Raw genomic sequence first — 24,274 nt, forward strand, 5'->3', positions numbered from 1 at the left:
GCCGATAACTTGATAATCACTACACCCATACATGTTGTAAGGCTGGTATGGGTGGCCAAGATTGCTTGCGTCCACTATGTGGTTCTCGATGTACGGTCGAGAACCCGAACACACAACACATTTCGTGTTGGACTGTTCGAAACTTCAACGACTATATGTCTCTAGAGTTTCGGCGGCCATAGCGAGAGGGAAACGCCCGGTCACATTCCGAACCCGGAAGCTAAGACTCTCAGCGCCGATGGTACTGCAAGGGGGACCTTGTGGGAGAGTAGGACACCGCCGGACATACTTTCAGAATGCCCATCCCTTCGGGGGTGGGCATTCTGCATTTAAGGGCCGAGACGATGGCGCCGACCGGGCGTCGTGGGGGAGAGGTACGCTGAAGTGATGAGCGGCGAGGAACGGACTGACGACGAGGCGCTGCTGCCGCGCATCCGTGTGATCGAGGAGCAGCCGCTCGACTCGCGGGCGACCGCGTACGCCCAGCTGCACGACGAGCTGAAGGGCCGCCTCGAGGGCGGGGACTCGCTTCCGTCGAATGCCTAGCTCCACCCGTCTCGATGCGACCGTCGCCGGCCTCGGGCTGGCGCGTTCCCGCACCCACGCCGCCCGCCTGATCGCGAACGGGTACGTGCGGGTCGACGGTGCGCCGATCGTCAAGGCCGCGCATCCGGTGCTCGAAGGGCAGACCGTCACCGTCGACGCCGTCGACCGGTACGTGAGCCGCGGTGCCAACAAGCTCATCGCTGCGCTCGACGCCTTCCCGGTGACGGTGCAGGGGCGACTGGCGCTGGATGCCGGGGCGTCCACCGGCGGGTTCACGCAGGTGCTCCTCGAGCGAGGGGTGCGTCAGGTGCTGGCCGTCGATGTCGGGCACGGCCAGCTCGACCCGATCGTCGCGAAGGACGAGCGGGTGGTGGCGGTGGAGGGGTTCAACCTGCGCTTCGCCACACGGGAGACGCTCGGCGGAGCATCCGGTGTTCATGACGCCGTCGAGCTCGTGGTGGGCGACCTGTCGTTCATCTCCCTGGGGATCGTGCTGCCGGCGCTGCAGAGCGTGGCCACGCCCGACGCCGACTTCGTGCTGCTGGTGAAGCCGCAGTTCGAGGTGGGGCGCACCGGGGTGAAGGAGGGCATCGTGAAGAACGCGGCCCTCCGGGCCGACGCCGTGTCGAACGTGCTCTGGGCGGCCTACGATCTCGGGTTGTCCACAGCGGGCATGATCGCGTCCCCCATTGCCGGAAGTGCCGGGAATCAGGAGTATCTGGTCTGGTTCAATCGGGAGGTCGGGTCCCATCCGACAGAATGGTTGCACCGGGTGACCGAGATGACAGGAGCGTGACGCGTGGCGACTGAGCGATACATGCTCGTGGTGCTGCACACCGGCCGGCGCGACTCCGTGCTGGCCGCTGCGAGCGTCTGCGACCAGCTGCGGGAGGCCGGCGTGACGCCGGTGCTGCCCCCCTTCGACGAGGGCGACCACCCCGAGGTGCTCGACGAGCTGGGAGAGGTGGCGACGCTCGGCGCCGGCATCTCGGTCTACGACCTCGAGCTCGTGATGGTGCTGGGTGGTGACGGCACGATCCTGCGCGCCGCCGAGATCGTGCGCGGCGCCACGGTGCCGCTGCTCGGCGTGAACCTCGGCCACGTCGGGTTCCTCGCCGAGAGCGAGCGAAAAGACCTCACCGCCACGGTGCAGCGCGCGCTGGCCCGCGACTACCTCGTCGAGGAGCGCATGACGCTCTCGGTGCGGGTGAAGCTCGGCACCGAGGTGGTCTACGAGAGCTGGGCGCTCAACGAGGCGACTGTCGAGAAGGCGAGTCGCGAGCGGATGCTCGAGGTCGTCATCGAGGTCGACGGCCGCCCTCTGTCGAGCTTCGGCTGCGACGGCGTGGTGATGTCGACGCCCACCGGCTCCACCGCCTACTCCTTCTCGGCGGGCGGTCCGGTCGTCTGGCCGAGCCTGGATGCCCTGCTGATGGTTCCGCTGAGCCCGCACGCGCTGTTTGCGCGTCCGCTCGTCGTCGGCCCCGACTCCGCGCTGGCGGTCGAGGTGCTCGAACGATCCGAGGGCGGTGCCGTGCTCTGGAGCGACGGGCGACGGATGCGCGACCTCCCCAAGGGTGCGCGCGTCGTCGTGCGGCGATCCCCGATCCCGGTGCGGCTCGCCCGGCTGCAGATGGGGCCGTTCACCGATCGGCTCGTGCGCAAGTTCAATCTGCCCGTGAACGGGTGGAGAGGCCCGATGGATCGTGATTGAAGAACTCTCCATCCGCGACCTCGGGGTGATCGGCGAGGCCGTGCTGCCCCTCGGGCGCGGGTTCACCGCCGTCACCGGTGAGACCGGTGCGGGCAAGACGATGGTGGTGTCCGCGCTCGGGCTGCTGCTCGGGCAGCGCGCCGACACGGGAGCGGTGCGCTCCGGCGCGGCGCAGGCCTGGGTCGAGGGGCGCGTCCTCGTCGACCCCGAGAGCGCCGTGGCCGAGCGCGTGCGCGAGATCGGCGGCGACCTCGACGACGGCGGGCCCGACGGCAGCGAGGTCATCCTGTCGCGCTCGGTCTCGGCCGAGGGGCGCGGGCGCACCGTCGTCGGTGGCCGGTCCGCTCCGCTGAGCGTGCTGAGCGAGATCGGCGACGCCCTCGTGGTCGTGCACGGCCAGAGCGACCAGCTGCGGCTGAAGAGCCAGGCCGCCCAGCGCGGGGCGCTCGACAGCTTCGCCGGCGCGGCCCTCGCCGCACGGCTCAGCGAGTACCGGTCGTTGCACGGCTCGTGGCAGGCGCACACCGCCGAGATCGAGGCGCTCGTCACCGAGCGCACGGCGCGCATCCGCGAGGCCGACCAGCTGCGGGCCGCCATCGACGAGATCACCGCCGTCGCGCCGCAGGCGGGGGAGGACGACGAGCTCGCCGACGTCGCCGCACGACTGACGAACCTCGAAGATTTGCGCATCGCCTCGGCCGAGGCGCGCGAGACCATCTCGAGCGAGACGGGCGACCACCCCGACACCGTGGGGCTGATCGACGCCGCGCTCCGCAGCCTCGAACGGGTCGCCCACCACGACCAGGCCCTGGCCCCGATCGTGGAGGCGCTCGCGTCGGCGAGCTTCCTGGTCTCCGACATCTCGACGCAGCTCGCGAGCTACGCCGGAACCCTCGAGACCGACGAGGTGGGGGAGCTCGACCGTGTGCAGGAGCGACGGGCCGACCTGACGAACCTGATGCGCAAGTACGGGCCGGGGCTTTCCGACGTGATCGCCTATGCCGAATCGGCCGAGCCCCGGCTGCTCGAGCTCGACTCCGACTCCGACCGCATCGAGCAGCTGACCGCACTCGTCGACGACGAGCTCGCCGAGCTGGAGCGTCTGGCCGACGAGCTGGGCGCGCTCCGCCGCGCGGCCGGCGAGGAGCTGTCGGCGAAGGTGACCGCCGAGCTCGGTGCCCTGGCGATGCCGAACGCCCGCTTCGTGGTCGACGTGCAGCCCCGCGAGGAGCTCGGCACGACGGGGCGCGACCTGGTGCAGTTCCTGCTCCGTCCGCACGAGGGCACCGAGCCGCGTCCGCTGAACAAGGGCGCCTCGGGCGGTGAGCTGTCGCGCGTGATGCTCGCGATCGAGGTCGTGCTCGCGACCGCGGACCCGGTGCCGACGTTCGTCTTCGACGAGGTCGACGCGGGAGTGGGTGGAGCCTCCGCGATCGAGATCGGGCGCCGGCTGGCCGCGCTCGCGCAGACCTCGCAGGTCATCGTCGTGACGCACCTCGCGCAGGTGGCGGCGTTCGCCACCAACCACCTCCGTGTCGAGAAGGACCTCGACGGGCCGGTCACCGCGTCGAACGTGGTGCAGCTCGAGGGCGACGAGCGGCTGGCCGAGATGGCGCGGCTGCTATCGGGTCTGCCCGACTCGGAGTCGGGGTTGGCGCACGCCGCCGAGCTGCTCGAGATCGCCCGGTCGCTCGCCGTCGCCGGCTGACGGCCGAGACGTCACGTCCGTCGCCGTCGGGCCCTGCCGGGTGCCGGTGCCGCTGTGCCACACTGAGATCCATCGCGGCTCGCGGGGCGCCGGTATGTCGACATGGAGACCTCAGAGCACTGTTAGGATGGAATTCCGTGGACGAAGCTCATGACGCAGGCCGAATGACCGACACGAGAATGACGAAGCACATCTTCGTCACGGGGGGTGTCGTCTCCTCTCTGGGCAAAGGCCTCACCGCCGCCAGCCTCGGCAATCTGCTGACGGCGCGCGGCCTGAAGGTCGTGATGCAGAAGCTCGACCCCTACCTGAACGTCGACCCGGGAACGATGAACCCGTTCCAGCACGGCGAGGTCTTCGTGACCGACGACGGCGCCGAGACCGACCTCGACATCGGGCACTACGAGCGCTTCCTCGACATCAACCTGAACCAGGCGGCGAACGTCACCACGGGCCAGATCTACTCGAGCGTGATCGCCAAGGAGCGGCGCGGCGAGTACCTCGGCGACACCGTGCAGGTCATCCCGCACATCACCGACGAGATCAAGCGCCGGATGAGGCTGCAGGCGCACGACGCGTCGCGCCCCGACGTCATCATCACCGAGATCGGCGGCACGGTCGGCGACATCGAGTCGCAGCCCTTCATCGAGTCGGCCCGCCAGGTGCGGCACGAGCTCGGCCGCAAGAACGTCTTCTTCGTGCACGTCTCGCTCGTGCCCTTCATGAACGCCTCGGGCGAGCAGAAGACCAAGCCCACCCAGCACTCCGTGGCGGCCCTCCGCTCCATCGGCATCCAGCCGGATGCGCTGGTGCTGCGCAGCGACCGCCCCGTCTCCGAGAGCAACAAGCGCAAGATCGCGCTGATGTGCGACGTCGACGAGGCCGCCGTGGTGAACGCGGTCGACGTGCCGTCGATCTACGACATCCCGTCGATGCTGCACTCGCAGGGCCTCGACGCGTACATCGTCGACCACCTCGAGCTCGGCGAGGCCACCGGCGACGTCGACTGGTCGGGCTGGCAGCCGCTGCTGGACGCGGTGCACGAGCCCAAGCACGAGGTCATCATCGGCCTGGTCGGCAAGTACATCGACCTGCCCGATGCCTACCTCTCGGTCACCGAGGCGCTCCGCGCCGGCGGCTTCGGTCACAAGACCAAGGTGAAGATCAAGTGGATCGCCTCGGACGAGTGCGAGACCCCCGAGGGCGCGGCGCGCGAGCTCGCCGACGTCGACGGCATCTGCATCCCGGGCGGTTTCGGCGTGCGCGGCATCGAGGGCAAGCTCGGTGCGCTGCGCTTCGCCCGCGAGAACAAGATCCCCGCGCTCGGCCTCTGCCTCGGCCTCCAGTGCATGGTCATCGAGTACGCCCGCAACATGGCCGGGCTCGAGGGTGCGTCCTCCAGCGAGTTCGACCCCGAGACCGAGTTCCCCGTGATCGCGACGATGGCCGAGCAGGTCGACATCATCGCCGGCGGAGACCTCGGCGGCACCATGCGCCTCGGCCTCTACGAGGCGAAGCTCGCACCCGGGTCCATCGCCGAGGAGGTGTACGGAGCGCCCACCGCCTCCGAGCGCCACCGTCACCGCTACGAGGTGAACAACAACTACCGCGAGCAGATCGCCGAAGCCGGCATGACGTTCTCGGGCCTGTCGCCCGACGGTCACCTGGTCGAGTACGTCGAGCTGCCGCGCGAGGTGCACCCGTACTACGTGGCCACGCAGGCGCACCCGGAGCTGCGGTCGCGCCCGAGCCGGCCGCATCCGCTGTTCAAGGGGCTCGTGGGTGCTGCCCTCGACCGCCAGGAGGCCAGCCGCCTGTTCGCCGTACAGGACGCCGATGCCTGAGTCGGGTGCCGAACCGGCCGACGAGCTCGTCGGCATCGAGGCCGACTCGAGCGAGGTCGTCTTCGAGGGCAAGATCTGGGACGTTCGCCGCGAGACGTTCCGCTACGGCGGCGAGACGCTGACGCGGGAGTTCATCGACCACACGGGCGCCGTCGCGGTGATCGCGATGGACGACGAGGAGCGGGTGCTGCTGATCAAGCAGTACCGACACCCGGTGCGCCGCCGCGAGTGGGAGCCGCCGGCCGGCCTCCTCGACGAGGGCGGCGAGTCGCCGCTCGACGCCGCGAAGCGTGAGCTGTCGGAGGAGGTCGATCTCGAGGCCGACGACTGGCACGTGCTCGCCGACTACGTGACGACCCCGGGGGGCAACAACGAGGCCATCCGGGTGTACCTCGCCCGCGGGGTGCGCCCCACGGGGTCGACGTTCGATCGCGAGGGCGAGGAGGCCGACATGCAGTCGCAGTGGTTCGCCCTCGACGACGTGGTCGACGCCGTTCTCGCGAGCCGGGTGCAGAACCCGTCACTCGTCGTCGGGGCGCTCGCCGCCCAGGCGTCGCGGGCGCGCGGCTGGTCGACGCTGCGTGCAGCCGACGCGCCGTGGCCCGACCACCCGAAGCACCGCCCCTCGGGCAGCTAGGCCGGGCGCAGTGGTCGTCGCGGCCGGTGCGACCGCCGTGCCGGTCGCCGTCGACCGGTTCCTGCGCCACATCACGGTCGAGCGCGGGCTGGCCGGCAACACGGTGGCCGCGTACCGGCGCGATCTGGTGCGCTACGCGTCCTGGCTCGATGCCCGGGGGATCGCCGACGTCGGCCGGATCGGTGAGAACGACATCGGCGCCTTCACGCAGGCGCTGCGCTCCGCCGAGGGGGAGAAGCTGTCGGCGGCGTCGGTCGCGCGCATCCTGTCGACCGTGCGGGGGTTCCACCGCTACCTGGTCGAGGAGGGACTCGTCGAGGTCGACGTCGCGCACGACGTGAAGCCGCCGAAGCTCGCGCTGCGGCTGCCCAAGGCGATCACCATCGACGAGATGGAGCGGCTGCTCACCTCGACCGGCGGGGAGGAGCCGATCGCGGTGCGCGATCGCGCCCTGCTCGAGCTGCTCTACGCGACCGGGGCCCGCATCTCCGAGCTCGTCGGCCTCGACGTCGACGACGTGCAGGAGGGCGACATGGTGCGGGTGACGGGCAAGGGCAGCAAGCAGCGGGTGGTGCCCGTGGGCAGCTATGCTCGCACGGCGCTGGACGCGTACCTCGTGCGGGTCCGTCCGGCGTTCGCGACCCGGGGGCGGTCGACCCCGGCGCTGTTCCTCGGCATCCGGGGCCAGCGGCTCAGCCGGCAGGGGGCGTGGCTCGTGATCCAGGCCGCCGCCGAGCGGGCCGGGCTCTCGACGCACGTGTCGCCGCACACCTTCCGGCACTCCTTCGCGACCCACCTGCTGCAGGGCGGCGCCGACGTGCGCGTGGTGCAGGACCTGCTCGGGCACTCCTCGGTGGCGACCACCCAGCTCTACACGCACGTGACCGCGGACACGCTGATCGACATGTACCAGACCGCCCACCCCCGCGCCCGGTAGAATCGAGCGAGTGCGCCGGGATGGCGCGCAGGAATGAGGAGCGACTTCGGTGGCCATCAGAAGCACGAGAACGGCGAAGACGGCACAGACCTCCGAGCTGAGCGGCCTCGATCTGCCGAAGATGGGCCCGACCGGGCGCCCCGTCACCGAGTTCCCCGACCCGGCCCCGCTCGCCTCGCACGGGCCCGCGCGCATCATCTCGCTCTGCAATCAGAAGGGCGGCGTCGGCAAGACCACGACGAGCGTCAACGTGGGCGCGGCGCTCGCCGAGTACGGGCGCAAGGTGCTCGCCATCGACTTCGACCCGCAGGGCGCGCTCTCCGCGGGGCTCGGCGTGATGACCCACGACATCCCCACCATCTACGACCTGCTGATCGGCACGGTGAAAGACCCGGCCGAGACCATCCGTTCGACCAGCGTGCCCGGGCTCGACATCATCCCGGCGAACATCGACCTGTCGGCGGCCGAGGTGCACCTCGTCAGCGAGGTCGCGCGCGAGTCGATCCTGGCGCGGGTGCTGCGCAAGGTGAGCAACGACTACGACGTCATCCTGATCGACTGCCAGCCGTCGCTCGGCCTGCTCACCGTGAACGCGCTCACCGCGAGCCACGGCGTGCTCATCCCCCTCGAGTGCGAGTACTTCGCGCTGCGCGGCGTGGCCCTCCTCGTCGAGACCATCGACAAGGTGCGTGACCGGCTGAACCCGGCACTCGTGCTCGACGGCATTCTCGCCACCATGTACGACCCGCGCACCCTGCACTCGCGCGAGGTGCTCGAGCGCGTCGTCGAGACCTTCGGCGACAAGGTGTTCGAGACGGTCATCGGCCGCACGGTGAAGTTCCCCGACGCGACCGTGGCCGGAAAGCCGATCACGCAGTTCGCGCCCGAGCACACCTCGGCGAAGGCCTACAAGCAGCTGGCCAGAGAACTGGTCGCCCGTGGCGCGGTCGCCTGAGCCGGCGCTCGCCGCGCTCCTCGACCCGTCGCCGGGTGGTGATCCGGATGCGGCCGGCTCCGCCGCGCCCGGGTTCTCGCTCAGCCTCGACAACTTCGAAGGCCCCTTCGACCTGCTGCTCTCGCTGATCACGAAGCACGAGCTGGACATCACCGACATCTCGCTCAGCCGGGTGACGGACGAGTTCATCGGATACCTCAAGGGTCTCGACTCCGCCGAGGAGCTCGACCGCGCATCCGAGTTCCTGGTGGTCGCGGCGACACTGCTCGACCTCAAGATCGCCGGGCTGCTGCCCCAGGGCGAGCTCGTCGACGCGGAGGACGTCGCGCTGCTCGAGGCCCGCGACCTGCTGTTCGCGCGGCTGCTGCAGTATCGCGCCTTCAAGCAGGTGTCGGCGTGGCTGGCCGAGCGGTTCGACGAGGAGGGCACGCGGCGTCCACGGTTGGTGCGGCTCGAGGAGAAGTACCGGCAGCAGACGCCGGAGCTCGTCTGGACGCTGACCGCCGACGACTTCGCGGCGCTCGCCGCCATGGCGCTCGCACCTCGTGAGCTGCCGACCGTGGGACTGGAGCATCTGCACGCACCGCTCGTGAGCATCCGGGAGCAGGCGGCGCACGTCGTGACCGTGCTGCGAGCGGCCGCTGCCGCGGGAACGACGGTGAGCTTCCGGCAGCTGATCGCGGGGATCGACGAGAAGGGGGTCGTGATCGCGCGGTTCCTCGCGGTGCTCGAGCTGTACCGGCACGCGTCGATCTCGTTCGAGCAGCTCGAGCCGCTCGGGGATCTGACGCTGATGTGGACGGCGGAGACCTGGAACGAGGACGACCTTGCCAACCTCGGAGCCGACTATGACAACTGAGACCGAGGTGACGCCGGCGTCCGCACCTGTGCCTTCGCCGTCGGTGGACATCGACCGGGCGCTCGAGGCGATCTTCATGGTGGCCGACGAGCCGCAGAGCCTGGTGTCGCTCGCGACCGCGCTGGGGCGTCCGGTGGCGGTCGTGCGGCAGGGTGTCGAGCGGCTGGTCGAGGACTACGACGGCCGTGCATCCGGAAGCGTGCGCCGCGGCTTCGAGCTGCGGGAGGTCGCCGGGGGCTGGCGGCTCTACGTGCGCGGCGAGCACGACCCGCTCGTGCGCGACTTCGTGATGACCCAGAACCCCTCGCGGCTCTCGCAGGCGGCGCTCGAGACGCTCGCCGTGATCGCCTACAAGCAGCCGATCAGCCGGGGCGCCGTGGCCTCGATCCGGGCGGTCAACGTCGACTCGGTCGTGCGCACGCTGCTCAGCCGCGGGCTGATCACCGAGGTGTCCACCCAGGCCGAGACCGGAGCGATCCTGTACGGCACCACCGACATGCTGCTCACCCAGCTGGGCCTGAACTCGCTCGACGAGCTGCCCAAGATCTCGCCCTTGCTCGCCGACGGCAGCGAGGGCTTCGACGACCTTCAAGGAGTGCGATGACCCCGTTCGAGATCCCGCCGTGGGACGCCGATGCCGAGCCCCAGGGCGTGCGCCTGCAGAAGGTGATGGCGGCCGCCGGTGTGGCGTCGCGCCGCGTCTCCGAGCAGCTGATCGAGGCCGGTCGCGTCGAGGTCAACGGGCAGGTCGTGACCGAGCTCGGGCGCCGCATCGACCCCGTGACCGACCTGGTCGCCGTCGACGGGATGGCCGTGCAGCTCGACCCCGAGAAGCGCTACGTCATGCTGAACAAGCCGACCGGCGTCGTCAGCTCGCTGCAAGACGAGCGCGGCCGGCCCGACCTGCGCCGCTGGACCGACGAGTTCGAGGAGCGTCTGTTCAACGTCGGGCGCCTCGACGCCGAGACGAGCGGACTGCTCATCCTGACTAACGACGGTGACCTGGCGCACGTGCTCGCGCACCCCTCGTTCGGCGTGCTGAAGACGTACATCGCCAAGGTCGACGGTCGGGTGACGCCGCAGACGCTGGCGACGCTGACCCATGGCATCGACCTCGAGGACGGGCCGATCAAGGCCGACAAGGCGCGGCTGCTCGACGTCGAGCGCGACCACTCGATCGTCGAGGTGACGCTGCACTCCGGGCGCAACCACATCGTGCGACGGATGCTCGATGCCGTCGGTCACCCGGTGGTGGAGCTCGTGCGCCGCTCGTTCGGGCCCCTCAACCTGGGTTCGCTGAAGGCGGGGGCGGTGCGGGAGCTGACCAAGGCCGAGGTGGGGAAGCTGCTGACGCTGTCGCGTGAGGCGACGGGGTCGGGTTCGAGTGGTTCCGGCTCGTCCGACGCAGCCGGTTCGGCTGAGCATCCGGATGCGGACGAGGACGGCGAGTGACAGGGCCCGAGAGCCGGCTGACGGGCCCGGTGCGGGTCGTCGGGGTCGGCCTCCTCGGCACGAGCATCGCGCTCGGGCTGCGCGCCCGCGGGGTCGACGTGATCCTGTCCGACGCCTCGCCGACGAACGTGCGGATCGCGATGGACTACGGAGCGGGACGCTCGGCCGGTGACGCCGACGAGCCGCAGCTGATCGTCGTCTGCGTTCCGCCCGACGTCACCGCGTCGGTGATCGTGCGCGAGCTCTCGGCCTACCCGCGATCGGTCGTCACCGACGTGGCCAGCGTCAAGGGTCCGGTGCTCGCCGCGGTGCGCGCGGCGGGGGCCGACGTGACGCGGTACGTGGGGTCCCATCCGCTGGCCGGGCGCGAGAAGGGCGGGCCGATGTCGGGCCGCGCCGATCTGTTCCTCGGGCGCCCGTGGGTGGTGGCCGGGCATCCGGACATCTCGTACCAGACCGCCGCGGCCGTCGACGACCTCGTGCTCGACCTGGGCGCGACGCTCGTCGAGATGACCGCCGAGCAGCACGACTCGAGCGTGGCGCTCACCTCGCACGCGCCGCAGGTGGTGTCGACGCTGATGGCGCGGCGCCTCGTCTCGGCACCCGAGGCGGCCGTGAACCTCGCCGGCGGCGGGCTGCGCGACGTCACGCGGGTGGCGTCGAGCGACCCGGGGCTGTGGGTGCAGATCCTCGGCGCCAACGCCGGGGCGACCGCCGAGGTGCTGCGCGGGGTGCGCGACGACCTCGACGAGGTGCTGGCGGCGCTCGACGCGGCGTCGGCCGATGGTGCTGCCGCGGCGAACGGAACGCCCTGGCGACGGGCGCTCGCCGAGACGCTCGCGGGCGGCAACGCCGGTGTGGCGCGCATCCCGGGCAAGCACGGCCAGGACCGCCGCTACGCCCAGCTCGTCGTGATGGTCGACGACGCCCCGGGCGAGCTCGCCCGCCTCCTCACCGAGCTCGGCGAGGACGGCGTGAACCTCGAAGACCTGAGACTCGAGCACTCGCCGGGCGCGCAGATCGGCCTCGCCGAGATCGCCGTGCTGCCCGAGACGCTCGACACCGTGACCAGCGCGCTCGCCGCGCGAGGATGGAGGATCGCCGGATGACCGGACCCACTGCAGACACCACCGCCGACCCCCACGCCACCGTGCCGGTCGTCGTCGCGATCGACGGACCCGCGGGCAGCGGCAAGTCGAGCGTCAGCCGGGCCACGGCCCGCGCCCTCGGCTACGCCTACCTCGACACCGGCGCCAGCTACCGGGCGCTCGCCTGGAACCTGCTCGACAAACGGGTCGACCCCTCGGTGCCGGATGCTGTGGTCGCCTCCCTGGGCGACTTCGACTTCGCGATCGGCACCGACCCGGACGCGTACTTCGTGCGGGTGGGTGCGACGGACGTGACCGAGGCCATTCGGGAGCCCCGGGTGACCGGTGCGGTGAGCGCCGTGGCGCGCATCCCCGAGGTGCGGAGCTGGCTGACCGAGCGGTTCCGGAGCATCATGCGGGACACCGCCTTCGACGGGATCGTCGCGGAGGGGCGGGACATCACGACGGTGGTGGCACCGGATGCGCCGGTGCGCATCCTGCTCACAGCCGACGAAGAGGCTAGAATGGCCAGGCGTTCGAAAGAACTGACCGGTGAATCGGCCGCCGCCGTGGGCGAGGCGCTCCGAACCCGCGATCAGGCCGACTCCCGCGTGGTCGACTTCATGAAGGCCGCCGATGGCGTGACGACCGTCGATTCCACCCACCTCGACTTCGAGCAGACCGTGTCCGCCGTCGTCGGCGTGGTGAACGACCGGGTCGCGCGAACGAACGAGACCACCCCACGACACTGACTTCCCACACGACCCCGGCGTCTCCGACGTCGCAGACAGCGAGGATCCCGCATGGCGGATAACCAGGGCCCCATCTCGGGCAACGACTTCGACGCGTCGGAGGAGTTCGACGCACCCGCCGACGACCTCGCCGAGCGGCTCGCCGTCGTCGACGAGGAGCTCGCCGAGCGCCGCGCCGAGACACTGCGCTCGGGCCTGTCCGACTACGAGCTCGACGAGGGCGACCTCGACCTGCTCGAGTTCGCCGAGGAGTTCCCCGACGGCATGGTCGCGATGCCGGCGCTGCCCGTGCTCGCCATCGTGGGCCGGCCGAACGTCGGCAAGTCGGCGCTCGTCAACCGCATCCTGGGCCGCCGCGAGGCCGTCGTCGAGGACAAGCCGGGCGTCACCCGCGACCGCGTGGCCTACAAGGCCGAGTGGGCCGGGCGCCGGTTCACCCTCGTCGACACCGGCGGCTGGGAGCCCGACGCGGCCGGCATCAACGCCGCCGTCGCCGCGCAGGCCGAGGTCGCCATCGACCTCGCCGACGTGGTGCTCTTCGTCGTCGACTCGAACGTGGGCGCCACGGCGACCGACGAGCACGTCGTGAAGCTGCTGCGCCGGGCGAACCGTCCGGTCTTCCTCGCCGCGAACAAGGTCGACGACGCGCGCCAGGAGGCGCAGAGCTCGGCGCTGTGGTCGCTCGGCCTCGGCGAGCCGTACCCGGTCTCGGCGCTTCACGGCCGCGGCGTGGCCGACCTGCTCGACCTGATCATGGCGAAGATGCCCGAGGTCTCGGCCGTCGCCAAGCAGGAGCTCGGCGGCCCGCGTCGCGTCGCGATCCTCGGGCGCCCGAACGTCGGCAAGAGCTCGCTGCTCAACAAGGCCGCGGGCGAGGAGCGCGTCGTCGTGAACGAGCTCGCGGGCACCACCCGCGACCCGGTCGACGAGCAGATCGAGCTCGGCGGCAAGGTGTGGACGTTCGTCGACACCGCCGGCATCAGGAAGCGCGTGCACCTGCAGCAGGGCGCCGACTTCTACGCGTCGCTGCGCACATCCGCCGCGCTCGAGAAGGCCGAGGTTGCCGTCGTCGTGCTCGACGTGACCGAGCCCATCTCGACACAGGACCTGCGCATCATCGACCTCGTGCTCGAGTCGGGCCGCGCGCTCGTGCTCGCGTTCAACAAGTGGGACCTGCTCGACGACGACCGTCGTCGCTACCTCGAGCGCGAGATCGAGAAGGATCTGCACCACGTCACCTGGGCGCCCCGTGTCAACATCTCGGCGCGCACCGGCCGTCACCTCGAGAAGCTCGTGCCCGCGCTCGAGCTCGCGCTGGAGTCGTGGGACACGCGGGTTCCGACCGGAAAGTTCAACGCCTTCCTCGCCGAGCTCACGGCGTCGCACCCGCACCCCGTGCGGGGCGGCAAGCAGCCGCGCATCCTGTTCGGCACGCAGGCGGCGTCGCGTCCGCCGACCTTCGTGCTCTTCACGACCGGGTTCCTCGACCCGGGGTACCGGCGGTACGTGCAGCGCCGGCTGCGGGAGATCTACGGCTTCGAGGGGTCGCCGATCGTCGTCAACATGCGGGTGCGGGAGAAGCGGAAGCGGTAGGTCTCGGCGTTCACACCGGCTGCTCGCGATAGCGCCGGCTGTTCACGCTGGCGCCGGCTGCTCGCGTTCTCCCCAGCTGCTCGCGTTCTCGCCGGCTGCTCGCGTTCTCGCCGGCTGCTCGCGTTCTCGCGGCTGCTTGCCTGACGCCCGGTTCGGGCCGGTCGTCAGGGGAGCAGGTCGGCGCGGTGCACCAGGCCGCCCGCGCCGATCAGCGGGCCCTCGTCGCTGAGGGCCGACGGGAGCACCGTCACGCCCGGGATGGTGTCGAGCGGCGCCATCGCGGTGATCCGCGCGCGGATGAGGTCGAACAGGTCGGGCGTGACCCGCGAGAACCCGCCGCCGATGGCGACCGCCTCCAGGTCGAGCAGGGCGCAGACCGAGGCGATGCCCTCGCCGATGGCGTTCGCCGACCGTTCGACGGCGGCGCGGGCGAGCGGATGCCCGTTCCGGTAGCTCTCCGCCAGCTCCTCGCCGCTCGACCCCTCCCAGCCCTGCGCATTGGCCCAGGCCACGATGCGGGGGCCCGCCGCGATGCCCTCGAGCGTGACGGAGTGGTCGCGCCCCTCGGACTCATGGGTGTGCAGCTGGATCTGCCCCACGTGCCCGGCATTGCCCGTGCGACCTCCGACGAGGCGGCCCTCGACGAGGAGGCCTCCGCCGATGCCGGTCGAGACGATCATGCCCATCGCGGTTCGGTAGCCCTGCAGGGCTCCGGCCCAGTGCTCGGCGAGCAGGATGCACAGGCCGTCGAGCCGGAGCACCGGGTCGGGCAGGCCCGAGGCTTCGGCGACCAGGTCGCGGAGGGGGTAGCGCTGGAAGGTGGCGAGGTTCAGCGGGGAGACGGTCCCGCGTTCGGCGTCGATGGGGCCGGCGCTGCCGATGCCCGCGCCGAGGAGCTGCGCCCCGGTCGGGAGCGCGGCGGTGGCCTCGCGGACGACGTGGCTCACCGCATCCGCTATCTGTTCGCGGCTGCTGCCTGAGCCCGTGGGGGCCCGGAAGCGGGTGCCGGGGACGAGGCGGGCGTCGGCGTCGACCAGGGCGGCCTCGGCCTTGGTGCCGCCGACGTCGACGGCGAGGGCGAGTGGGCGGTCGGGGGCGGTGGTGGTCACCGGTCCATTCCACACCATGGGGCGGGGGCGGACGTGCAGGAGCCCGGCTCGTTGGGGACGAGCCGGGCTCCTGGTGGCGCCGGGTGCGCACCTTTCGGGTCGGCGCGCAATCGGCGGGTCTGGGGGTGGCGCAGGTACCGGTTTCGGCTAGCCGGCTTTCTCGATGAGGGCCTCGGTGGGCGCGGACGAGGCGCACCAGGCCGGCCAGGACGCCATGACGGCGTCGGTGTGGGCGTCGGTGTCGACGGACTCGCTGAACGCCCAGGCCTCGAGCACGCCGACCGAACCGCCGGCGATGTACGCGGCGGCGGTCGCGGTGTCGATGCCGGTGCCGTAGCCGTGGCGCTGCCAGACCGCGATCGCGAGCGAGGCACGGCGCAGGGCGCGCTGGTAGAGCTCGCGGCGGAAGCCGGCGTCGACGCGGGTGCCGAACATCATGCGGTAGGCCGCGCGGTGGTCGACGATGTGGCCGAGCTCGCGGCGGATGGAGTCGGCGTACACCTGGGTGACGGCTTCGGGGGAGTAGCCGTCGTAGGTGCCCTCGCCGACGCTGCCGAGCTCGTCGAGGATGTGCGCGAACGAGTCGGCCGCGAAGGCGAAGATGTCGGCGTAGTGGCCGTAGAAGGTGGTGCGGTGCACCCCCGCCGTGCGGCAGAGCTCGGAGATGGAGATCTCGGTGAGATCGTGCTGGCGGAGGAGTTCGAACAGGGCAGTCGTCAGTGCTTCATGGGTGCGGGCCGCTCGGGGTTCGGCCGGGTTGACGGATGCGCCCTGGCGTCGGGATGGAGTCGCGGGTAAGGCGGTTGACTGGGGCATGCTCAATTATGCAATGACGAAGATCAGGATTCGCCCTGTTTTAGGACTCTGAGTCCCAAACTTTCTTCCTATCTTCTCGGGCATGCGTTTTCCGGTTCGTGACACTGCGGGTCGGGCCGCTTTGCGGGGTGCCCGCCGGGTCTGCGTCCGGGTCGCCGCCGAGGTGTCAGCGGGGCGTCTCGGGAGGCGCTATCATGGACAAGTTGTCTGGAGCGGTTCGCTTCTCCGGGTGACGGCCACGGGCTGTGGCGCAGCTTGGTAGCGCACTTGACTGGGGGTCAAGGGGTCGCAGGTTCAAATCCTGTCAGCCCGACAGAAACGAAGAGAGGGTCGCCCACCGGGCGGCCCTCTTCTTCGTTCCAGGCGCATCGAATCTTCCTCATCTGGTCCTGTCGCGTGCCCCCGCGTGGTGGTTGGATATCCGCATGAGCGACGTCATCCCTCCCGACTACGCCGAGCTGCTGGAGCAGGCGAACTACGGCCACCTCGGCACGATCCGGCCCGACGACACCGTGCAGGTGAACCCGATGTGGTACCTGCGCGACGGCGACACGTTGCGCTTCACACACACGACGAAGCGGGCGAAGTACCGCAACCTGCAGCACAACCCGTCGATGAGCCTGTCGGTGATCGACCCGGCGAACCCGTTCCGCTACCTCGAGGTGCGCGGCCGGCTGATCGCGGTGGAATCCGATCCCACCGGCGCCTTCTACGTGGTGCTCGGCAAGCGCTACGGCAACCCCGGCCAGACGCCGCCGCCCGACTCGGCCGACCGCGTCGTGCTCGTCATGAGCATCGAGAGCACCACGACCCAGTAGCGGGCCGGGTCTATGGCAGCTCGGAGCCGCGGAGGATCAGGCGGGTGGGCAGCGTCGTCGTGGCCGGGGGCGGGGTGTCGCCCGTGAGGCGTGCCAGGACGGCCTGGGCGGCGGCCTCGCCCATCAGGGCCACGTCCTGGGCGACGACCGAGACGCCGGGGCGCACGAGGGTGGCCGCCTCGAAGTCGTCGAAACCGATGAGCGGGAGGCGGGTGCCGGCGCGCGTGAAGGCGTCGACGGCGCCGACGGAGGCGCGGTTGTTGGCGGCGAAGACGGCGTCGATACGTCCGGTGCCGAGGAGGGCCGTCACCACGTCGGATGCCTCGGCCGCGGTGTGAGCGGTCGCGACCGACGAGCTGGCGCCGTCGGCAGCGGCCGACGCGAGGGCCCGGAGGAAGCCGGCGTGGCGTTCGCGCATCGTGTAGAGCTCGAGGGAGTCGCCGAGGAAGAGGATGCGGCGTGCGCCGTGGCGGAGGAGTTCGCGGGTGGCGGCTTCCGCGCCTCCGGCGTTGTCGGCGAGGATCGTGTCGACGAGGGGAGGGTGGGGTCGCCGCTTCGCATCGGCGCTCGCATTCGAGGCGACGTCGGGTTCGGTGCGCGAGGTGCCGGGCGCCTCGGGGGTGGCGCGAGCATCCTGCAGCTGAGCGGGGAGCGGCGGGACGGACAGCGCGGGGCGGTCGATGGCGACCACGGGCAGGAGGGGGGCCGCGGCGGCCGCCCAGGCGGTGGTGTCGCGGCGGGGTGGGGAGACGATGAGGCCGTCGACGCGCTGGGCGAGGAGGCGGTCGATGAGGAGGCGGTGGCGGTCGGCGTCCTCCTCGGAGCTGACCGTCATGAGGAGATAGCCGTTGGCGCTGAGCGTGCGTTCGACCGAGCGGGCGAGGAGCGACCAGTAGGGGTTCGCGAGGTCGGAGATGACGAGGCCGATGACCTTGGCCGAACGCCCGGGGCGGATGCTGGCGGCCGCGAGGTTGTGACGATAGCCGAGCTCGGTGATGGCGGCGGCGATCCGGGCGGCGAGGGCCGGGTCGATGTTCGTGGCGCCGTTGACGTGACGGGAGACGGTCTTCAGGGCGACGCCCGCGGCCGCCGCGACGTCCTTCATGGTGGGCGGCTTGGGCATGGGGTTCATTGTGGCGGGTGCGGCGGCCCGTCGGGTGCGGGCGCGCTGGTGGCGGGCGCGGTGGGGCGAGGGGCGAAGAGCGAGGCCGCCGCCGGGAGGAGGGACGTGAGGGTGGCCGGGGTGGGGCGGTCGCCCGCGATGACGGCGGCGGCCGTGGCGGCGGCGAGGTGGGCGGCGAGGGTGGGGGAGGATCCGCGGGAGAGGGCGAAGAGGAGGCCCGCGGTCGAGGCGTCGCCGGCGCCGTTCGTGGTGGCGACGCGGGGAACGGCGAGGGGGCGCACGCGCAGCGAGGCGTCGGCCCAGCGGCGGGCGAGGGGGGCGAGCATCCGGCCGCCTGCGGCAAGGCGGGACGCAGAGGCCGTGCGCAGCAGCAGCCCCTCGGAGCCCGCCGAGATCGCGACCACCGCGGCTCCCCACGACAGCAGCAGGTCGGCGTAGAGGCCGGCGGCGCGGGCGGCGGGCAGCGGCGGGATGCCGAGGGCCGGGCCGAGCGCCGAGGTGAGGTCGTCGAGGCTCGGCGTGATCACGTCGGTCACGGCGAGGGCGCGCTTCAGGATGCCCGGCCAGTCCACCGCGCCGACCGCCGACGCCGGGTCGACCACGGCCAGGTCGAGCGACGTCGTGGCGCCGCGGGCGCGGGCGCGGGCCAGCACGGCCTCGAGCGGAGCCCCGCCGTCGGCGAGCAGCGCCGGCAGCAGCGGCGGGTAGCCGAGGTGGAGGAGATCAGTGTCACCCACGTCGAGGTGCTCGCCCGTGAAGACGGCGTTCGCGCCGGTGTGGTGCCAGAAGGTGCGGTCGTGGCCCTCGGGCTCGAGCACGAGGCTGTAGGAGGTGGCGTGGTCGCGGTCGACGTGCAGGTCGGCGGTGAGGCCGGGGCGGCGGGCGATGGTGTCGGCGACGATGCGTCCGAGCTCGTCGTCGCCGACGGTGAAGTGCAGGGAGACGTCGGCGCCGAGGTCGGCGAGGGCGAGGCCGGTGTTGGCGACGCAGCCGCCGAGGCCGATGCGGAGGGGTCCGACGTCGATCAGGCGGCCGGGGTCGAGGGCGGCGCCGGGGCCGAGGGCCGGGGTCAGGTCGAGGCAGATGTGGCCGGCGACGACGATCGGGGTCATCGGGCATCCTCTCGACGGTGGGGGAGCGAGCGGCAGCGGGCGGACGAGCCGGTGCGACCGGCTAGACAACGTTGTCTCACGGGGTTACTCTGACACATCGAGGGGCCGTTCGAAAGCCCCCGACCCGACGTTCCCCACGATCAGGAGCACCGCAATGACGCTGTACCGCCTCAATCGCCTCTTCAATCCGCGCTCGGGCCGGGCACTCGACGTGGCCGTCGACCACGGCTTCTTCGGGGAGCGCTCGTTCATCACGGGCATCGAGAACATGGATCAGGTCGTGCGCACCCTCGTCGACGCCGGCCCCGACGCGGTGCAGCTGACGATCGGGCAGGCGCGACGGCTGCAGAGCATCCCGGGCAAGCAGAAGCCGGGGCTGGTGCTCCGCACCGACATCGCGAACGTCTACGGCAACCCGCTCGACCCCGTGCTGTTCAGCCGGCACGTCCCGCACGCGATCGAGGAGGCCGTGCGGTTGGACGCCGTCGCGGTGTGCGTGAACCTGATGGAGCTGCCCGGGCATCCGGAGGTGCGCGAGGCGAACATCACCTCGATCCTCGAGCTGCGGCGCGAGGCCACGAAGTACGGCATGCCGCTGATGGTCGAGCCGCTCGTGATGCAGGACAACTCCAAGGCCGGCGGCTACATGGTCGACGGCGACATCGAGAAGATCGTGACGCTCGTGCGCCAGGGCGTCGAGCTCGGCGCCGACCTGATCAAGGCCGACCCGAGTGACGACCTGAGCGAGTACGGGCGGGTCATCGAGGTCGCGGGCGACGTTCCGGTGCTCGTGCGGGGCGGGGGGCGGGTGGATGATCGGACCCTCCTCGAGCGCACGGTCGCCGTGCTGGCGGCGGGGGCCCGCGGCATCGTCTACGGGCGGAACATCGTGCAGCACGAGAACCCCGCCGGCATCACGGCGGCGCTGCTCGCGGTGCTGCACGAGGGGGCCTCGGTGGAGGACGGGCTGGGTATTCTCGCGGAGTCGGCGGGGCGGGCATCCGGAGCCGGCGGCGCTGCGAGCGACGCGGGGGTGTCGGCATGAGCGCCGAGACAGTGAACGTCGCCATCGTCGGCGGCGGGCTGATGGGGCGGGAGATCGCGGCCGCCATCCAGCGCTGGCCGGCCCTGATCGACCACCCCGTGCGACCCCGGCTGACCGCGGTCTGCGACATCAACCCGGCGGCGATGGAGTGGTTCGACGAGATCGACACGGTGGTCACGAAGACGACCGACTACCACGAGCTGCTCGCCGACGACAGCATCGACGTCGTCTACGTGGCCGTGCGCCACGACCTGCACGAGGCGATCTACCGCGACGTCATCGCCAGCGGCAAGAGCCTGCTCGCCGAGAAGCCGTTCGGCATCGACGGTGCCGCGGCCCAGGCTGTGCTCGCGGCGATGGCCGAGCATCCTGAGGCCTTCGTGCGCGTCTCGAGCGAGATGCCGTTCTTCCCGGGGGCGCAGCTGGCGATCGACTACGTGAAGTCGGGGGCGCTCGGAACGATCGTGTCGGCGCGCAACAGCTTCCTGCACTCGAGCGATCTCGACATCCACAAGCCGATCAACTGGAAGCGGCAGGTCGAGTTCTGCGGCGAGGCCGGCGTGATGAACGACCTCGGGATGCACACCTGGCACGTCCCGCTGCGCCTCGGCTGGGCGCCCGAGACGGTCTACGGCGTGCTGCAGAACCTCGTGCCGACGCGGCCCGGGCCCGACGGCTCGCCGGTGCCGTGCGACACCTGGGACAACGCCACCCTGCACAGCTGGGCCCGCCACGAGGGGCAGCTGTTCCCGCTGACGACCGAGACCAAGCGCATCGACCCGGGGCAGAAGAACACCTGGGAGTTCGAGGCGATCGGGCTCGACGGGGGCGTGCGGTTCAGCACGAAGAACCCCAAGACGGTGTCGGTGTTCACGGTGACGGATGTTCCGGGCGGTGGGCGCGAGCAGGTCTGGCAGCAGATCGACGTGGGCAGCCAGTCGGTGTGGCCGACGGTCACGGGCGGGATCTTCGAGTCGGGCTTCTCGGACTCGATCCTGCAGATGTGGGCGGTGTTCCTCGCGGAGCGCCACGGCTCGCTCGGCGACCGCTTCGGGGCGGCCCGCCCGTCGGAGGCGGCGCTCACGCACGCGATCTACCGGGCGGCGGCGACCTCGCACGCCGAGGGCCGCGCGGTCGCGCCCTGAGCGAGGATCGACTTGGCCCGTCCCGTCCTAGAAATCGCGTTTTGGAACGGGACGGGCCAAGTCGATCGCGTCAGACGCGGCACGAGGTGCGCTCGATGAGCGTCACGGGGAGCACCGTGCGGCGGGGGAGCACGCGGTCGGGATGTGCGGCGCGCTCCACGAGGCGGGCGGCGGCGAGGCGGCCGAGTGCCGCCGGGTCCTGCGCGACGACCGTGATCGCGGGGGTGAGCGAGTCGGCCAGGGGGAAGTCGCCGAACGCGGTGAGGGCGATCGGATGCGCCGTGACGGTGGGCACGGCGGCCATGGTGCAGCGGGCATCCGAGGAGAAGACGGCGGTCACCCCGTTAGAGTTCTGCCGCAGGCGGGCGAGGGCGTCGGCGGCACCGGGGCGGGTGGCCGCGCCGAGGGCGACGAGGTCGTCGTCGAACGGGATGCTCGCCGCCTCGAGGGCCTCGCGGTAGCCCTCGAGGCGCTCGGCGATCGTGGGGGCCGAGAGGGAGTCGCCGAGGAAGCCGATGCGGCGGTGTCCGTGGCCGATCAGGTGGGCGGTGGCGTCGCGGGCGCCGCCGCGATCGTCCTGGAGGAACGCGTCGGCCTCGAGGTCGCCCGGCGCGCGGTCGACGAAGGCGATCGGGATGCGCGCCGCCCACGGCTCGAGCCAGGCGTGGTCGTTCGTGGTGGGCGCGACGACGAGGCCGCTCAGATGCCGGCGCAGGACTGATTCGAGGGCGACGCGCTCGCGGGCCGGGTCCTGGCCGTGGCCGAGGCTCGTGACGAGGGTGGAGAGGTCGTTCGCGAGGGCCTCCTCCTCGACCGCGGTGACGATGGCGGCGAAGAACGGGTCGACGAGGTCGGGCACGGCGACGCCGATCACGGGCGAGCGTCCGGAGCGGAACGTCGTCGCCATCGCGTTCGGCACGTAGGCGAGCTCGCGCATCGAGGCTTCGACGCGGGTGCGGGTCTCGGGGGAGACGTGCGGGTCGTCGTTCAGCACCCGTGACACGGTCTTCGGGCTGACGCCGGCGGCGGTCGCGACCTCGCGCATGGTGGCCATGACGTCTCCTCGCTGTGCGTGTGATGAGTGGGCGGCTGATCGTGATCGGTGAGTCGCGGCAAGTGGCGACGTTCTGCCGCGACTCGGGCCGAATCGCGACGTTTTGCCGCGACTCGGTCGCGCCGGTCGCGCGGGTCGCGGGCGGGGTGGGGGCACCCGGGCGACTTGCCACGAGTTGCGTGGGGTGGTGGGCGGGTGGGGCGGATGCTCGCCGGGGGTTCTGGGCGAGCATCCGCTGCTCGGCTCGGGTGGCCAGCGTGGGCCGGTGGGGCGTCCTCGCGGCTCAGCGGGCCGGGTGGCCGCCGCCGGGCGGGGTCAGCGGGCCGGGTGGCCGCCGCGCGCGGGTCAGCGGGCCGTGTAGCCGCCGTCGATGGGGAGGGAGACGCCCGAGATCATGCCCGCCGCGTCGGAGAGGAGGAAGACGACGGGGGCCGCGATGTCGTCCTCGGTGGCCCACTTGCCGAGCGGCATCGCCTCGAGGAAGGGGCCCTCGATGTCGGGGCGGCCCCAGTACCAGGCCGACATGGGGGTCATGACGACGGTGGGGTTCACGCTGTTGACGCGGATGCCGTACTTGCCGAGCTCCAGCGCCGAGACGCGGGTGATGTTGTCGAGGGCGGCCTTCGAGGAGCCGTAGGAGATGTGGCCGGGGAGGGCGACGAGGCCGGCCTGGCTCGAGATGTTGACGATGGCGCCACCGTTGCCCTGACGGATCATCTCGCGCGAGGCGTACTTCGTGACGAGCAGCGAGCCTCGGGCGTTGATGCTGATGACCTTGTCGAAGACGTCGATGTCGGTGTCTTGAGGCGTGGCGATCTCGCCGCCCCAGCCGCCGGAGTTGACGACGCCCCAGATGTCCTTGCCCTCGATGGCCTCGCGGATGCTGTCCTCCGAGGTGAGGTCGAAGGGGAGCGGGGTCGCGCCGGTCTCGGCGGCGAGCGTCTCGAGGTGCTCGAGGTTGCGGCCGGCGGCCAGGACGGTCGCGTTCGCGGTGACGAGGTGGCGCACGATCGCGCCGCCGATGCCGCCGCTGGCGCCGGTGACGAGGATGGTGCGGCCGGTGAAGTCAGTCATGGTGAGTCCGTTCGAGTGGGCGGGACGGCGCTGCGTCGCGTCGTCGGGGCGGCATCAGCATAGCGGCGGAACGGCGCGGATGACACCCGTGTCATCGAATTCGCTGACACCGGTGTCATCGCGATTGACACGGGGCGCCGCGATGCGTACCGTAGGCGCGGCGGAGGGCCTTCGGGACCTGCCGCCGCGCATCCGTCGACGACGACCAGGAGGACCTGTGAGCGACGCCCCTTCACCGCTGCCCGAGGCGCGCCCCGTCGGGCTCGACGAGCTGCTCGCGCGGTGCCGGGCGCTGATCGCGAGCGGCTCGCGGAGCATCCTCGGCATCGTCGGGACGCCGGGCGCCGGCAAGTCGACGCTCTGCGCCGCCCTGATCGCCGCGCTCGACGGCGACGCGGTGCTGGTGGGCCAGGACGGCTTCCACTTCGCCAACCAGGAGCTCGAGCGCCTCGGCCGGCGCGATCGCAAGGGCGCCCCCGACACCTTCGACGTCGACGGCTACGTCGCCCTGCTCGGCCGGCTCGCCCGGGCCGACGCCCCCGTCGTCTACGCGCCCGTCTTCGACCGCGCCCTCGAGGAGTCGATCGGCAGCGCCGTGCCCGTGCCGGCCGGGGTGCCGCTCGTGATCACCGAGGGCAACTACCTCCTCGGCGACGGCCACGGCTGGCAGCGCGTGCGCGAGCACCTCGACGAGTCGTGGTTCCTCGACGTGGCCCCGGATGTGCGGCACGACCGTCTCGTGCGGCGACGCGTCTCGTACGGGCACTCGCCCGGCGACTCGGCCGACTGGGTGCGCGACGTCGACGAGGCGAACGCGCGGATCGTCGACGGGTCGCGCGGCAACGCCGACCTGCTGGTGCACCTGACGACGGTGCTCTGACGTGCACATTTTC

Annotated in this window: 24 protein-coding genes, 1 tRNA gene and 1 rRNA gene; 20 read left to right on the forward strand and 6 right to left on the reverse strand. The window is 71.4% G+C overall.

Annotated features, from left to right (window positions below; all coding sequences use genetic code 11):
* The first annotated feature begins 168 nt into the window (after positions 1-168).
* The 15 genes from rrf to der all read left to right on the forward strand — a co-directional run bounded on the left by rrf (position 169) and on the right by der (position 14,085).
* Positions 169-285, forward strand: a 5S ribosomal RNA gene (rrf, locus tag HQQ85_RS00005).
* Between the two features lie 102 nt (positions 286-387).
* Positions 388-546: a hypothetical protein gene (locus HQQ85_RS00010; RefSeq protein WP_173180472.1), complete on the forward strand. Its 159-nt coding sequence runs from the start codon at positions 388-390 to the stop codon at positions 544-546.
* Positions 539-1,342 (forward strand): TlyA family RNA methyltransferase, encoded by an 804-nt coding sequence (locus tag HQQ85_RS00015; protein ID WP_173180473.1) that lies wholly within the window; start codon positions 539-541, stop codon positions 1,340-1,342. Before HQQ85_RS00010 ends, HQQ85_RS00015 begins: the two co-directional genes overlap by 8 nt.
* A 3-nt stretch (positions 1,343-1,345) precedes the next feature.
* On the forward strand, positions 1,346-2,260 hold the full coding sequence (locus tag HQQ85_RS00020) for an NAD kinase (RefSeq protein WP_371741703.1): 915 nt from the start codon (positions 1,346-1,348) through the stop codon (positions 2,258-2,260).
* The gene (gene recN, locus HQQ85_RS00025; RefSeq protein ID WP_173180474.1) at positions 2,253-3,968 is read left to right on the forward strand and encodes a DNA repair protein RecN; all 1,716 of its coding nucleotides are present in this window, start codon (positions 2,253-2,255) and stop codon (positions 3,966-3,968) included. The genes HQQ85_RS00020 and recN overlap by 8 nt, the downstream gene beginning before the upstream one ends.
* Positions 3,969-4,132: 164 nt before the next feature.
* Complete coding sequence (locus HQQ85_RS00030; RefSeq protein WP_305847251.1) at positions 4,133-5,812, forward strand: CTP synthase; 1,680 nt, start codon at positions 4,133-4,135, stop codon at positions 5,810-5,812.
* Positions 5,805-6,449 (forward strand): NUDIX hydrolase, encoded by a 645-nt coding sequence (locus tag HQQ85_RS00035; RefSeq protein ID WP_173180475.1) that lies wholly within the window; start codon positions 5,805-5,807, stop codon positions 6,447-6,449. The genes HQQ85_RS00030 and HQQ85_RS00035 overlap by 8 nt, the downstream gene beginning before the upstream one ends.
* A gap of 10 nt (positions 6,450-6,459) precedes the next feature.
* Positions 6,460-7,386: a site-specific tyrosine recombinase XerD gene (gene xerD / locus HQQ85_RS00040; RefSeq protein WP_371741704.1), complete on the forward strand. Its 927-nt coding sequence runs from the start codon at positions 6,460-6,462 to the stop codon at positions 7,384-7,386.
* Between the two features lie 121 nt (positions 7,387-7,507).
* A complete protein-coding gene (locus tag HQQ85_RS00045; RefSeq protein WP_173181652.1) occupies positions 7,508-8,341 on the forward strand; it encodes a ParA family protein in 834 nt (277 codons plus the stop codon).
* Positions 8,325-9,200: a ScpA family protein gene (locus HQQ85_RS00050; protein ID WP_173180476.1), complete on the forward strand. Its 876-nt coding sequence runs from the start codon at positions 8,325-8,327 to the stop codon at positions 9,198-9,200. The genes HQQ85_RS00045 and HQQ85_RS00050 overlap by 17 nt, the downstream gene beginning before the upstream one ends.
* Positions 9,190-9,804 carry an SMC-Scp complex subunit ScpB gene (gene scpB, locus HQQ85_RS00055; protein ID WP_173180477.1) on the forward strand — a complete coding sequence of 205 codons (615 nt, stop codon included), beginning with the start codon at positions 9,190-9,192 and terminating at the stop codon, positions 9,802-9,804. Before HQQ85_RS00050 ends, scpB begins: the two co-directional genes overlap by 11 nt.
* A complete protein-coding gene (locus HQQ85_RS00060; RefSeq protein WP_173180478.1) occupies positions 9,801-10,652 on the forward strand; it encodes a pseudouridine synthase in 852 nt (283 codons plus the stop codon). The genes scpB and HQQ85_RS00060 overlap by 4 nt, the downstream gene beginning before the upstream one ends.
* A complete protein-coding gene (locus HQQ85_RS00065) occupies positions 10,649-11,761 on the forward strand; it encodes a prephenate dehydrogenase (RefSeq protein WP_173180479.1) in 1,113 nt (370 codons plus the stop codon). Before HQQ85_RS00060 ends, HQQ85_RS00065 begins: the two co-directional genes overlap by 4 nt.
* Entirely contained in the window at positions 11,758-12,492 is a 735-nt protein-coding gene (gene cmk, locus HQQ85_RS00070; protein ID WP_173180480.1) for a (d)CMP kinase, read from the forward strand. The genes HQQ85_RS00065 and cmk overlap by 4 nt, the downstream gene beginning before the upstream one ends.
* A gap of 51 nt (positions 12,493-12,543) precedes the next feature.
* Entirely contained in the window at positions 12,544-14,085 is a 1,542-nt protein-coding gene (gene der / locus HQQ85_RS00075) for a ribosome biogenesis GTPase Der (RefSeq protein ID WP_173180481.1), read from the forward strand.
* A 164-nt stretch (positions 14,086-14,249) separates the two neighbouring features.
* On the opposite strand, the gene HQQ85_RS00080 is transcribed toward der, so the two are convergent.
* Positions 14,250-15,194 (reverse strand): ROK family protein, encoded by a 945-nt coding sequence (locus HQQ85_RS00080; RefSeq protein WP_371741705.1) that lies wholly within the window; start codon positions 15,192-15,194, stop codon positions 14,250-14,252.
* A gap of 147 nt (positions 15,195-15,341) precedes the next feature.
* The gene (locus tag HQQ85_RS00085; RefSeq protein WP_173180483.1) at positions 15,342-16,010 is read right to left on the reverse strand and encodes a TetR/AcrR family transcriptional regulator; all 669 of its coding nucleotides are present in this window, start codon (positions 16,008-16,010) and stop codon (positions 15,342-15,344) included.
* Positions 16,011-16,249: 239 nt separating this feature from the next.
* Between HQQ85_RS00085 and HQQ85_RS00090 the strand changes: the two genes are divergently transcribed.
* Positions 16,250-16,323: transfer RNA gene (locus HQQ85_RS00090), tRNA-Pro, on the forward strand.
* Between the two features lie 112 nt (positions 16,324-16,435).
* A complete protein-coding gene (locus tag HQQ85_RS00095) occupies positions 16,436-16,828 on the forward strand; it encodes a PPOX class F420-dependent oxidoreductase (RefSeq protein ID WP_173180484.1) in 393 nt (130 codons plus the stop codon).
* A gap of 10 nt (positions 16,829-16,838) precedes the next feature.
* Here the strand turns inward: HQQ85_RS00095 and HQQ85_RS00100 are convergent, their stop codons facing one another.
* Together HQQ85_RS00100 and HQQ85_RS00105 are read right to left on the reverse strand one after the other, a co-directional pair.
* Complete coding sequence (locus HQQ85_RS00100) at positions 16,839-17,951, reverse strand: LacI family DNA-binding transcriptional regulator (protein ID WP_173180485.1); 1,113 nt, start codon at positions 17,949-17,951, stop codon at positions 16,839-16,841.
* 5 nt (positions 17,952-17,956) lie between these two features.
* Positions 17,957-19,063, reverse strand: a complete 1,107-nt coding sequence (locus HQQ85_RS00105) for a carbohydrate kinase family protein (protein ID WP_173180486.1) — start codon at positions 19,061-19,063, stop codon at positions 17,957-17,959.
* 154 nt (positions 19,064-19,217) lie between these two features.
* On the opposite strand from HQQ85_RS00105, the gene HQQ85_RS00110 reads away from it, so the two are divergent.
* On the forward strand, positions 19,218-20,108 hold the full coding sequence (locus tag HQQ85_RS00110; RefSeq protein ID WP_173180487.1) for a class I fructose-bisphosphate aldolase: 891 nt from the start codon (positions 19,218-19,220) through the stop codon (positions 20,106-20,108).
* Positions 20,105-21,253: a Gfo/Idh/MocA family protein gene (locus HQQ85_RS00115; protein WP_173180488.1), complete on the forward strand. Its 1,149-nt coding sequence runs from the start codon at positions 20,105-20,107 to the stop codon at positions 21,251-21,253. The genes HQQ85_RS00110 and HQQ85_RS00115 overlap by 4 nt, the downstream gene beginning before the upstream one ends.
* 70 nt (positions 21,254-21,323) lie before the next feature.
* Here the strand turns inward: HQQ85_RS00115 and HQQ85_RS00120 are convergent, their stop codons facing one another.
* Together HQQ85_RS00120 and HQQ85_RS00125 are read right to left on the reverse strand one after the other, a co-directional pair.
* Positions 21,324-22,307: a LacI family DNA-binding transcriptional regulator gene (locus HQQ85_RS00120; protein ID WP_173180489.1), complete on the reverse strand. Its 984-nt coding sequence runs from the start codon at positions 22,305-22,307 to the stop codon at positions 21,324-21,326.
* A 345-nt stretch (positions 22,308-22,652) separates the two neighbouring features.
* Positions 22,653-23,381, reverse strand: a complete 729-nt coding sequence (locus tag HQQ85_RS00125) for an SDR family oxidoreductase (protein ID WP_173180490.1) — start codon at positions 23,379-23,381, stop codon at positions 22,653-22,655.
* A 217-nt stretch (positions 23,382-23,598) separates the two neighbouring features.
* Between HQQ85_RS00125 and HQQ85_RS00130 the strand changes: the two genes are divergently transcribed.
* Positions 23,599-24,261 carry a nucleoside/nucleotide kinase family protein gene (locus tag HQQ85_RS00130; protein ID WP_371741706.1) on the forward strand — a complete coding sequence of 221 codons (663 nt, stop codon included), beginning with the start codon at positions 23,599-23,601 and terminating at the stop codon, positions 24,259-24,261.
* Positions 24,262-24,274 lie beyond the last annotated feature (13 nt).

The organism is Herbiconiux sp. VKM Ac-2851 (assembly GCF_013205105.1).
GTDB lineage: Bacteria > Actinomycetota > Actinomycetes > Actinomycetales > Microbacteriaceae > Herbiconiux > Herbiconiux flava.